This is a genomic window from Actinoplanes sp. GCM10030250, assembly GCF_042666575.1.
Classification (GTDB): domain Bacteria; phylum Actinomycetota; class Actinomycetes; order Mycobacteriales; family Micromonosporaceae; genus Actinoplanes.
This window is the reverse complement of the sequence record NZ_JBHTDO010000059.1, coordinates 25,600-36,166: the sequence shown is the minus strand read 5'-3', so window position 1 is coordinate 36,166 and position 10,567 is coordinate 25,600. Positions and strand designations below refer to the sequence as shown.

Sequence of the window (10,567 nt, the reverse complement as noted above, 5' to 3'; positions counted from 1 at the left end):
CGGCCGGCGGGCGGGCGGTGGGCGGGCGGTGGGCGGGCTCAGCGGTTGCGCAGGCGGCGGATCGCCCGGTAGACGCCGTACCCGCAGGCAGCCGCCACCGACAGGAACGACAGGCCGAGGATGACCTCGCCACCGGTGTCCTCGCTGTCGACCACCGCCGACAGCAGCATGATCACCGTGAGCAGGGCGGTGAACACCAGGATCGGCGACAGCAGCACGAGCAGGACCACCGCACCCGCAGTCCCGCCGCCCTCCGACTCCTCCTCCTTTGCCGCGTTCTCGCCGTACCCCTGCGCCTGCTGGTCCGGCGGTCGCGGCACCGGGATGCGCTCGGCGTCGCGCGGTGGCATCGGCGTTCGCAGCTCCGGCCGGACCCGCGCGTCGAGCGCCGGCACCAGAGCGTGCCCGTTGGCGAAGAGCGTCGGCTCGAAGCTCACCTGAATCCCGTCGTGCCCGACGAACCGCCGAGCACCGTCGGGCCAGGTCAGCACCGCCGCGCACTGGTCGAACCACACGGTCGCCGCCGACCCGTCCCCCACCACGCTGACCCCGCGTTCCCCCGCGACGAGGCTGAGCGCCGGGTCCTCCAGCGAGGGGTACGCCGTACCCTGAACAACCTGCTCGGACGAGTTGGGTGCCGCCGCGTACCCGGCCCAGTCGGCACCGGTCCGCCCAGGCGTCATCAGCAGCCCGTCCGAGAACGCCGACGCCGCCACCGACACGACGTCGGCGAGGGTGACCGCCCGCAGCTCGGAGAGCGCCTCTTCGAGGGTCAATATCGGACGCCCCGCCAGCACGTTGAACGCCTGCCCCGGCAGCCGCCCGCCGTTCTCCTCGGCGTGCGTCATCTCCTCGCACCGCTGGTTGACGACAGTTGTCACCTCAGCCGGGTCGATCACGCCGAGCCGTACCGCTGCCAGCACGTCGACGAAACCGCCGAGCACGGCACCCTGCTTCTCGGGGAGCGCGTCGGCGAAGGCGGAGATGACCGCGGAGCCGTCGGCGCGGGGCTCGTAGTTGGAGGCGACCGTGTAGGAGAGACCGCTCTCCTGGCGCAGCGAGCGGAACAGTGCCCGTTCCAGCACCCCGGAGAAGACCGCGGCCTTGGTCTCCCGGCGCACCACCGAGTTCCACGCGACCACGTTCGACGGCCCGGAGAAGTACGCCGGCCGTACCGGAAGAGCGGACGACGGCGCCGGAACCGGCTGCCGATAGCCGGACGGCAACGTGAGCTTGAGCCCGGCCGGCACGGCCGGGCCGGCTATCCAGAGCGCGGCGTTCTGCTGGGTGAAGTAGCGGGCCACCCAGGCCCGGAGGTCGTCGGGGGTGATGCCGGTCAGGCCCCACTCCGGGTAGGTGACCACGCCGTAGTCGCGGGCGCCGTGCCGCCAGAGAGCAAGCGCCTCGGTCGGTCCTTCGCTGCGACCGTTCTCCTCGGTGCGCAGGATCTCCTTCTCGGTGCTGAGCCGGTGCATCGGCAGGTCGTTCAGCGCGGTGCAGACGCCGTTCAGGAAGGCGACGATGTCCGCTTCGGCGCCCTGCATGTGGAAGAACGTGTACTCCACGCCGGTGGCACCGTTGTAGTGGTAGTCGGCCACCCCGAAGGAGTGCAGCGCCAGGTGCTCGACCAGGTGGGTGATGCCCCGCTTGGCCAGCGGCTCGTCGGCGAACCCGACGCGGAAGGCCAGGCCGGCGTGCATCGGCCCGGTGGTCGGCGCGAGGACCGTTGGTATCCCGTCGACGTCCAGCTGAGTGATCATTTCTTGCCTCCGAACGCCCACGCCCGGGCCTGCTGGATCTGGGTGACGACGTCCTCGTTCACGTACGTCCACGGGCGGCGGGTGCCCAGGTTGCCCAGGGCCGTGAAGGTGGACGCCGCGGCGCGCTGGTCGTCGAGCAGCATGAAGAGCAGGGCGAACGTGCTGAGGGCTTCGAGCCAGCCGTATCCGCGGCTGAACTCGGGGTGCCAGATCGACCGCTGTGCCGCCTGGTAGATCTCCGCGCGGACCTGCTCGTCGGAGAGGTAGCCGAGCATGTCGGCCCGGTTGCTGCCGTCGAAGACGTGCTCGATGTGCGCTTCCGCGACCAGTAGCCCGTGCGGGCCGCCGGGCGGTGCCGCCGCCATCGCCTCGCGGGCGAACTGGTGCAGTTGCTCCCAGGTGCCGCTCCACTTGGGGCAGAGGATCTGGAGGAGCTGGAGCTGGCCGGGCAGGTGGTTCGGGTCGGCGGTCATCAGCCGGTCGTACCGCCGGCGGCTCTCGGCCAGGCCCAGTTGCAGGCCGCGGGCCGAGGTGATCCGGGCCGTCCAGATGGCCGGGTCCTTCGGGTTGTACGCGGCGCCGTCCATCAGCACCTGCTCGGCCTTGCGCAGCCAGTCACGGAAGGCGTTGAACTGTTCCTCGCTCACGTACTGGGCGCTGGCACCGGTCCGGATCTTCCAGCCGACGTCGATCAGGTGGCTGCCGAGCAGTGCGGATGCGGCGCCGTCCTTCGGATCGGCGGCGAGAACGGAGCGCAGGAGATCCTCCAGGCCCTGTTCCTCGCAGACGGCGCTGATCAGCCCGGTGCGTTCCATCGGCCCGGCGGAGTCGAGCAGGGCACGGGCGGCCGGCCAGTCACGGCGGGCCAGCGCGCTCTTGAGCGCCGCGGTCTCCGGGTACGCGGCGGCGCGGTCGAGCACCACGTCGGTGGGTTGGGACATGGCGCGCAGCATAAGGGTCGATCACTCGTTACGCATCGGTGATATCGGCCTCAATCGCTTCGGAAATCCGCGCCCGCGCCGGCACCCGGGCGTCGATCTCGTCCACCAGGGCGGCGCCGCCACGGAACAGGGCGGGCTCCAGGCGTACCGTGGCGGCGTCGTCACCGACCAGCCGGCGGCCGCCATCGGGCCAGGCCAGCAGCGCGGCGCACGCGTCGTACCGGACGGTTGTGGTGGTCTCACCCTCGACGAGGCTGATCCCCTCGTCGCCGTGCACCAGCCGCAGGTTGCGGTTTCCGCGGGCCCGCACGGTACGCCCGGACACCGCCGCCGGCCCTCGCAGCGCGACTGTCGGATAGCCGCCCCAGTCGGCGCTCGTCCCGGCCGGCGTCATCAGCAGCCCCGACTCGTACGCCGACGCCGCCACCTCCGCGACCTCCGCCACCGTGACCGCGCTGGCCTCGGTCACCGCGTCGTCGAGACCTCGTACGCTCAGCCCCGCCAGCACGTTGAACGCCTGCCCCGGCAACCGGCCGCCACGCCGCTCCGCCTGCCGCAGCCCGGCACAGGTCAACTCGACCACGGTGGCCACGTCCTGCGGCTCGATCCGCCCGGCACGCATCGCGGCCAGCGCGTCGATCATCCCGCCGAGCGCCGCGCCCGCCCGTTCCGGCAGCGGGTCCGCGTACGCCGTGATCCGCGCGGTCCGCCCGGCCCGCGGCTGGTACTCGGTACGGACGGTCCCGGCGATCTCGCCGCGCAGGCACAGATCCCGGTGCAGTTGACGTTCGAGCACGTTGGCGAAGACCGCGGCGCGTGCCTCTCGGCGTACCACGGTGTCCCACGCCACAGCGGTGCCGGAGCCGGCGAACCAGGCCGGTGTGACCGCCAGGGCCGACGACGGCGCCGGGGCCGGCTGCCGCTCGCCCTCCGGCAGGTCCAGTCGCAGCCCTTCCGGAATCGCCGGACCGGCCACCCAGAGCACCGCGTTCTCCCTGGTGAAATACCGAGCGACCCACTCGTTCAGATGGTCGGCGCCGAGCCCGCCCAGACCCCATTCGGGATAGCTGGGCATACCGAAGTCGCGGGCGCCGTGCCGCCACCGCGGCAGCGGGTCACCCACCCGGTCCGCGGCCTCGGCGCGCAGGATCTCCCTCTCGGCGTCGATCCGCTCGGTGGGCAGCCGGCGAAGGGCGGCGCAGATCCCGGTGACGAAGGCGGCGATCCGCTCGGCGGAACCCTGCACGTGGAAGTAGGTGTGCTCGATACCCACCTTGCTGTTGCGGTGGCTCTCCGCGTCGTCGAAGCCGTCGTTGAGGCCGTACATCACCAGGTGCTCAACGAGGTGGGTGATGCCTCGCCGGGCCAGTGGCTCGTCGGCGAGCCCGACCCGGAAGACCAGTCCGGCGTGCGTCGTCCCGCCGACCGGCGCGAGCAGCGCCGGCACACCGTCGACCTCGAGTTGCCGGATCATCAGCTTCCCCCACGCACGAACGAGGTCCGGATCCGATAGGACCGGATCACCCCTGCGGCGCTGTCCCCGAGATAGTGCCAGGGATATTCGGTTCCGAAACCGTTCAGCGCGTCGAACAACGTCTTGGCCGTCCGCAACTCGCCGGCGAGGCAGAAGGTCATCGCGAAGGTGTTCAGCACCTGCACCCACCCGTGGTCACGCTGAAAGCCGGGATGCTGGACCGACCGTGCGGCAGCCGCGCTGACCTCGGCGAGGACAGCGTCCGAGGCGAGGTGCCGCCGGGCTCCCGACGCGGTGCCACCACCGTCGGCCAGGGCCTGCTCCAGGTGCGCCTCAGCGATCAGGACAGCGTTGTGCGCACCGATCGGCGCGGCCTCCGTCGCGGCTCGCGCGAACGCGTGCGCGTCCGGCCAGGCACCACCCCAGCGCGGTGTCAGCTGCTGCAGGAACTCACCCTGGCCGGGCAGGTGATGGGGATCGGCTTCGGCGAGCCGGTCGTAGCGGCGCCGGGCTTCGGGAACGCCGAGTTCCAGGCCGCGGGCCGAGGTGAGACGTGCGGTCCAGACTGCGGGGTCTTCGGGGGTACGGGAGACCGCCGTCACCAGGATCGACTCGGCCTCCACGAGCCGCTCCCGGAGAGCTGTGCCCTGCTTGCGCCCGAAGTACCTGTTCCGGGCCGCCCAGCCGGTGGCGATCAGCCGCTGGGCGAGCAGGACCGCTGCGGCTCCGTCGGCCGGATCCGCGGCCGCCGTCGCGCGCAGGAAGTCCTCGGTTCCCTCCCGGTCGGCGCAGGCTCGCAGCAGCAGCGTGCGCTCCATCGGTGGGGCCGCGTCGAGCAGCCCGCGGGCGGCTGCCCAGTCCTTCGCGTCCAGGGCAGCACGAAGCGTCGCGATCGTCGGGTAGGCGGCCGCCGGGTCCAGGACTGGCTGACGCGGGAGCATGGCGCGCAGCATAGATCTTCGCGAGTGGACAGGCGTTGCGGGGATGTCACGATCAGGACACCAGCGGGTCGCCCAGCAGATGTTCGAAGGCGAGTTCGGCGGCGCCGATCAGCGCCGCGTCGGTGCCGAGTTCCGGGGTACGCAGGCGCACGTGCTCGCGGCAGGCCGGCAATCCGACCGCGTTGAGCCGGCTGCGGATCTGGGCGGCCGCACCGAGGTAGACGTCGCGCAGGGTGCCGCCGAAGATCACGACTTCCGGGTTGAAGATGTTCACCAGGTTGCCGACGCCGAACCCGAGCCAGTCGCCGACCTGGCGCAGCGCGTGCTGGGCCTGGCTGTCACCGCGCATCGCGGCGTCGACCACCTCGAGGACCATGTCGCGGCCGCTGCTGTCCGCCCGGCCGGCGAGCCGGAGCAGCGCGTGCTCGCCGATCTCGGTCTCCCAGCATCCGCGCGAGCCGCACGAGCACGGCCGGCCGTACGGGTTGACCACCATGTGGCCGACCTCGCCGCCGTATCCGCCGTGCCCGGTGACCCGGCGCCCGCCGGCCACGATGCCGGCCCCGACGCCGACGTCGCCGTAGAGGTAGATGACGTTGTCGCAGTTCGCCGCCGCACCGCGGGCATGCTCGGCAAGCGCGCAGACGTCGGCGTGGTTGCCGATGCTGAGCCGGCCGGAGTTCCCGAGCTCGGCCCGCAGCGCCGCACCGACCGGCTCCTCGACCCAGCCGATGGTCGGTGCGAGACGGACCATGCCGTCCTGGCGCCGCACCATGCCCGCCACGGCCAGGCCGCTGCCGACGCACTTGGCGTCAGCCGGCACCCCGGCGCGCATGTCCCGGATGAACCCGGCGAGCGGCTGCACCGCGTCGTCGGCGCTCATCCCGGGCGGCCGTTCGGTCTCGTGCTGTTCCAGGATCCGCCCGCCCAGCCCGACCCGCGCCGCGCGCAGCCGGTCCACCTCGATGCTCAGCGCGTACGCGAAGACCTTGTCCGACTCGGGCCGGACGACAAGTGATGGTCGCCCGGCCCGTCCGGTCTCGCGTGGCACCGCCTCGGTGACCAGACCAGCGCTGATCAACTCGGCGGTGAGTGCCCCGATGGTGCTGCGGTTGAGGCCGAGCCGGCTGGTGAGTTCAGCCCGGGACGTCGCACCGTGCATGTGCACGTAACGCAGCAGTGTCCCGAGGTTGTACCGGCGTACCTCTTCCTGGCTGGGGCCGGCACGCATCAGCGCACCGTCCCCCGCTCCGAAGCGTCGTTCATCGGTTTCCCGTGGCGGAGGCTCTGCGCCGCGCGAGCGCGTCGACGCTCGCGGCCGCCAGCAGCACCAGGCCGGTGAAGATGTACTTCTGGCCGGAGCTGAAGCCCATCAGGCCCATGCCGTTGTCGATGACCGCGATCACGGCGCCACCGATCACGGCGTTGATGACCTTGCCCTTGCCGCCGAAGAGGCTGGTTCCGCCGATGACCGCGGCGCCCACCGAGTAGAGCAGGATGTTGCTGCCACCGGTGTTGGGGTCGACCGAGCTGGCCCGGCTGACCACGAGGATGCCGCCGATCGACGCCATGAACGAGCCGATGACGAAGACCGAGATGCGGATCCGGTCGACCGGGATACCGGCGCGGCGGGCCGCCTCGGTGTTGCCGCCGACCGCGTAGACGTGACGGCCGTAGGTGGTGCGGCCGAGCACGAAGGTCCACAGGACCAGGAACACCGCGATCAGCGGGACGACGATCGGTACGCCCTTGAGGGAATTGATCGCCGGGTTGATCGCGCGCTCCTGGGTGAGCACCAGCGTGGCCAGGATCAGCAGCGCCGCGAGGCCGGCGATGCGCAGCAGCACGATGCCGATCGGGTCGGTGATCAGCTTCCGGCTGGTACGACGGCGGTAGCGGTTGAGCTGCACCACCGCGTAACCGACGACGGCGGCGATGGTGAAGATCCAGCTCCAGAGCACCGACAGGTTGTCGTTGTTCAGGGCGCGGGTGAACTCGTCGGTGATCGAGACGTTCTTGCCGCCGCCGAGCAGGGTCAGCAGGACACCCTGGAAGCCCAGGAAGGCCGCGAGCGTCACGACGAACGAGGGGATACCGAGCTTGGACACCAGCAGGCCGATCGAGAAGCCGATGATGATGCCGGTGATCATGGCGGCCGGTATGGCTACGTACCAATCCATGCCCTTGTTGGTGAGCAGGATGGCCATCACCGCGCCGCACACGCCGCTGGCGTAACCGGCGGAGAGGTCGATCTCGCCGAGCAGCAGCACGAACACCAGGCCCATGGCGATGAAGACCACCTGGGCGCTCTGGTTGAACAGGTTGGCGAAGTTGAGCGCGCTGAGGAACGTGTCGCTGCGCGCGACACCGAAGATCAGACCGAGGACGATCAGTCCCAGTACGGCCGGAAGCGTGCCGAGGTCGCCGCCGCGCACCCGGGCCCAGTAGTCGCGGACGTGGCTGCTGACCGTGGGCTTGACGGCCTGGATGCCGCCCGCCGTGGTGGTGGTAGTGGTCACTGGTCGTCTCCGGGCGTGATGTCGACGAAGTCGGAAGGCTTCTCGGGCGGCAGGCCGAGGTTGCCGCTACGGCCCCCGGTGATCAGCTCGACGACCTGGGAGTGGGTGACCTCCGACGCCTTCACCTGGGCCGCCATCCGGCCGAGGTAGAGCGCCGCGATCCGGTCCGAGACGGCGAACACGTCGTTCATGTTGTGCGAGATCAGCACGACGCCGAGACCGTTGTCGGCGAGCCGGCGGACCAGCTCGAGCACCTGTGCGGTCTGCGCGACGCCCAGGGCGGCGGTCGGCTCGTCGAGGATCACGACCTTGCTGTTCCAGAGCACGGCCTTGGCGATAGCCACGGTCTGCCGCTGGCCGCCGGATAGGCTGGAGACGAGCTGGCGCAGCGACTTGACGGTGCGCACCGAGAGGCTGCGCAGGGTCTCCCCGGCCATCTCCTCCATGGTGTCCTCGTCGAGGACGACGCCGGTCTTCTTCTCCCTGCCGAGGAACATGTTCTGGACGATGTCCAGGTTGTCGCACAGAGCGAGGTCCTGGTAGACGACCTCGATACCGAGGGCGGAGGCGTCACGGGGACTGCTGATCGCCACCTCGTTGCCCTCGAAGGTGACCGTGCCCGCGTCGCTGGTGTAGATGCCGCTGATGCACTTGACCAGCGTGGATTTGCCGGCGCCGTTGTCGCCGACAAGGGCGGTCACCTCGCCGGGGTAGACGTTGAGACCGACGTCGTGAAGGACCTGGACGGGACCGAAACTCTTGTCGATCCCGCGCAGCTCCAGAAGGGGTGTCGCGGCCACGGATGGTTCTCCTTTATTCGGTGACCGGGTTCGTCGTGGGCGCCACCACCTCGTCGTGGCTCGCCGACTGCGGAGGGGCTGTCGCAACCGACCAGGCGCCGCCCACGCGAACGTGGGCGGCGCCGTCCTCAGCCGTTACGGTGCAGGCGGAACTTCAGCTGACCGATGGTCAGCTGATACCGGCCTCCGTGCACTTCGCGGCGAAGTCCGCGGTGCACAGCTCTTCCTTGGTGACGAACCCGTCCGTGACGACGTCCTTGACGTTCGCCTTGGTGATCGTGACCGGCTTCAGCAGGACCGACTTGACGTCCTTCTTCGACTCCGGGTCGACGACGGTGCTGGTCGCGGTGGTCGGCGCCTGCTGCTTGGCCAGCGCGATGGCCAGCTCGGCGGCCGCGTCGGCCTCCTTCTTGATGGCCTTGTAGACCGTCATGCACTGGTCACCGACGAGGATGTTCTGCAGGCCCTGGACGGTGGCGTCCTGGCCGGTCACCGGGACCTGGCCGTTGAGCTTGTTCTTCTTCAGCACCTGGATGGCCGCGTTGCCGAGACCGTCGTTCGCCGCGAGAACACCGGTGATGTTCTTGTTCGTGGTGAGCTGCTGCTCGAAGATGGTGCCCGCCTGGGTGTTGTCCCAGTCCGGCACGTTCTCGTCCGGGCCCTTGACGAACTCGTTCGAGTCGAACTTCGGCTTGAGGACCGAGTCGTAGCCCTCCTTGAACAGGGTGGCGTTGTTGTCGGTCGGCGAGCCGTTCAGGTACGCCACGACCGGCTTGGTGACCTTCTTCTCGGCGAGGCAGTCGATGAGGCCCTGGCCCTGGAGCTTGCCGACCTCGACGTTGTCGAACGACACGTAGTAGTCCGCGCCGCCGTTGAGGGTCAGGCGGTCGTAGTCGATGGTGGCGATACCGGTCTGCTTCGCCTTGTCCAGCACGGCCTTGCCGGTGCCGGAGTCCAGGTTGACGATCATCAGCACCTTGACACCGCTGGCGATCATGCCGTCCGCGAGCGTCTGGAACTGGGCCTTGTCGCCCTGCGCGTTCTGGATGTCGGCCTCGACACCGGCGGCCTTGAAGGCGTCGGTGAGGTACTTGAGGTCGGCGGTCGCCCAGCGAGCGGAGCTCTTGGTGTCGGGCAGGATCACGCCGACCTTGCCGGCGGACGAGCCGGTGCCGCTTCCGCTACCGGTGTCGCTATCGCTGTCGCTGTTGTCGCCACAAGCGGCCATGCTTCCGGCAGCCAGCAGGCCGACCGCAGCAAGAGCGAACAGTCCCTTACGCATTCCTTATGTCCTTTCGGGGGGTAAATCCGGGGCCTTGGTTCGGATTTGTCAGGGTTGGTGCGCTGCCTGGGAGTGGTACTCCCCTGGGACGGCGTTTCATCAGGAACCGGTTTGTTGTGCCCGGCAACGTATTCCCATGGTGGCTGAGAACACAAGCCGCAACGAAGGTCTATCTCGTAACGAGGGATAACAATCCGGCAACACGGCAGGTCCGAAGGCCCTGACCAGGAGCGGAGAAAGTTTCCCTGGGAGTCGCACCATGTAACGCTAAGTAATATCAGCGCCTCAGGTGACCAGAAGCGCTAAGGACAGACCTTTCCATTCGGCCATCGGGCCGACGGTTCAGCCGCGGATCGGAGCCACGCTCGCTCCGGTCAGCCGGATCAGATCCGCCGGAGCGAGAGCGACCTGCAGTCCCCGGCGGCCCGCGGACACATACATCAGGTCGAGGATGGGCGCGGTGTCGTCGATCAGGGTCGGCAGCCGCTTGCGCTGACCCAACGGGCTGATCCCGCCACGCACGTAACCGCTGCTGCGCTCGGCGGCGGCCCGGTCGGCCAGCACCGCACGCTTGCCGCCGGCGGCAGAGGCAAGCGCTTTCAGATCAAGATCACCAGTGACCGGTACGACGCCGACCACCAGCCGCCCGTCCACCTCCGCGATCAGGGTCTTGAAGAGCCGCTCCGGCTCGACCGCCAGCGCCCGCGCCACCAGTGCGCCGTAGTTCGGCGCGTCCGCCGCCACGTCATACGGATGCAGGGTGTGTGCCACCCGCTCCGCGGACAGCAGGACAGTGGCCGGCGTACCTGCCGCTTTCTTGGCCATGCGGGCACGCTACTCCGGTACGAAA

At 69.7% G+C, this 10,567-nt stretch carries 9 protein-coding genes; all 9 read right to left on the bottom strand.

Features of this window, described 5'->3' with window-relative positions; genetic code table 11:
- Window positions 1-38 precede the first annotated feature (38 nt).
- Window positions 39-1,760, bottom strand: coding sequence for a M16 family metallopeptidase (locus ACFQV6_RS42305; protein ID WP_378033377.1), 1,722 nt, complete (start codon window positions 1,758-1,760; stop codon window positions 39-41).
- A complete protein-coding gene (locus tag ACFQV6_RS42300; RefSeq protein WP_378033376.1) occupies window positions 1,757-2,701 on the bottom strand; it encodes a hypothetical protein in 945 nt (314 codons plus the stop codon). The genes ACFQV6_RS42305 and ACFQV6_RS42300 overlap by 4 nt, the downstream gene beginning before the upstream one ends.
- A 28-nt stretch (window positions 2,702-2,729) precedes the next feature.
- A complete protein-coding gene (locus ACFQV6_RS42295) occupies window positions 2,730-4,175 on the bottom strand; it encodes an insulinase family protein (RefSeq protein ID WP_378033375.1) in 1,446 nt (481 codons plus the stop codon).
- Window positions 4,175-5,116 carry a hypothetical protein gene (locus ACFQV6_RS42290; protein WP_378033374.1) on the bottom strand — a complete coding sequence of 314 codons (942 nt, stop codon included), beginning with the start codon at window positions 5,114-5,116 and terminating at the stop codon, window positions 4,175-4,177. Before ACFQV6_RS42290 ends, ACFQV6_RS42295 begins: the two co-directional genes overlap by 1 nt.
- Before the next feature lie 52 nt (window positions 5,117-5,168).
- Window positions 5,169-6,347 carry an ROK family protein gene (locus tag ACFQV6_RS42285; RefSeq protein WP_378033373.1) on the bottom strand — a complete coding sequence of 393 codons (1,179 nt, stop codon included), beginning with the start codon at window positions 6,345-6,347 and terminating at the stop codon, window positions 5,169-5,171.
- 31 nt (window positions 6,348-6,378) lie between these two features.
- Window positions 6,379-7,635, bottom strand: coding sequence for a sugar ABC transporter permease (locus ACFQV6_RS42280; RefSeq protein ID WP_378033372.1), 1,257 nt, complete (start codon window positions 7,633-7,635; stop codon window positions 6,379-6,381).
- Window positions 7,632-8,435, bottom strand: coding sequence for an ATP-binding cassette domain-containing protein (locus ACFQV6_RS42275; protein ID WP_378033371.1), 804 nt, complete (start codon window positions 8,433-8,435; stop codon window positions 7,632-7,634). The genes ACFQV6_RS42280 and ACFQV6_RS42275 overlap by 4 nt, the downstream gene beginning before the upstream one ends.
- A gap of 169 nt (window positions 8,436-8,604) precedes the next feature.
- Window positions 8,605-9,717, bottom strand: a complete 1,113-nt coding sequence (locus ACFQV6_RS42270; RefSeq protein WP_378033370.1) for a sugar ABC transporter substrate-binding protein — start codon at window positions 9,715-9,717, stop codon at window positions 8,605-8,607.
- 342 nt (window positions 9,718-10,059) lie between these two features.
- Entirely contained in the window at window positions 10,060-10,542 is a 483-nt protein-coding gene (gene ybaK, locus ACFQV6_RS42265; protein ID WP_378033369.1) for a Cys-tRNA(Pro) deacylase, read from the bottom strand.
- Window positions 10,543-10,567: the final 25 nt, after the last annotated feature.

Excerpts from the sequence above, each read along its gene's own strand:
- ACFQV6_RS42305 (WP_378033377.1), bottom strand. The coding sequence starts at position 1,760 with ATGATCACTCAGCTGGACGTCGACGGGATACCAACGGTCCTCGCGCCG.
- ACFQV6_RS42300 (WP_378033376.1), bottom strand. The coding sequence starts at position 2,701 with ATGTCCCAACCCACCGACGTGGTGCTCGACCGCGCCGCCGCGTACCCG.
- ACFQV6_RS42295 (WP_378033375.1), bottom strand. The coding sequence starts at position 4,175 with ATGATCCGGCAACTCGAGGTCGACGGTGTGCCGGCGCTGCTCGCGCCG.
- ACFQV6_RS42290 (WP_378033374.1), bottom strand. The coding sequence starts at position 5,116 with ATGCTCCCGCGTCAGCCAGTCCTGGACCCGGCGGCCGCCTACCCGACG.
- ACFQV6_RS42285 (WP_378033373.1), bottom strand. The coding sequence starts at position 6,347 with ATGCGTGCCGGCCCCAGCCAGGAAGAGGTACGCCGGTACAACCTCGGG.
- ACFQV6_RS42270 (WP_378033370.1), bottom strand. The coding sequence starts at position 9,717 with ATGCGTAAGGGACTGTTCGCTCTTGCTGCGGTCGGCCTGCTGGCTGCC.
- ybaK (WP_378033369.1), bottom strand. The coding sequence starts at position 10,542 with ATGGCCAAGAAAGCGGCAGGTACGCCGGCCACTGTCCTGCTGTCCGCG.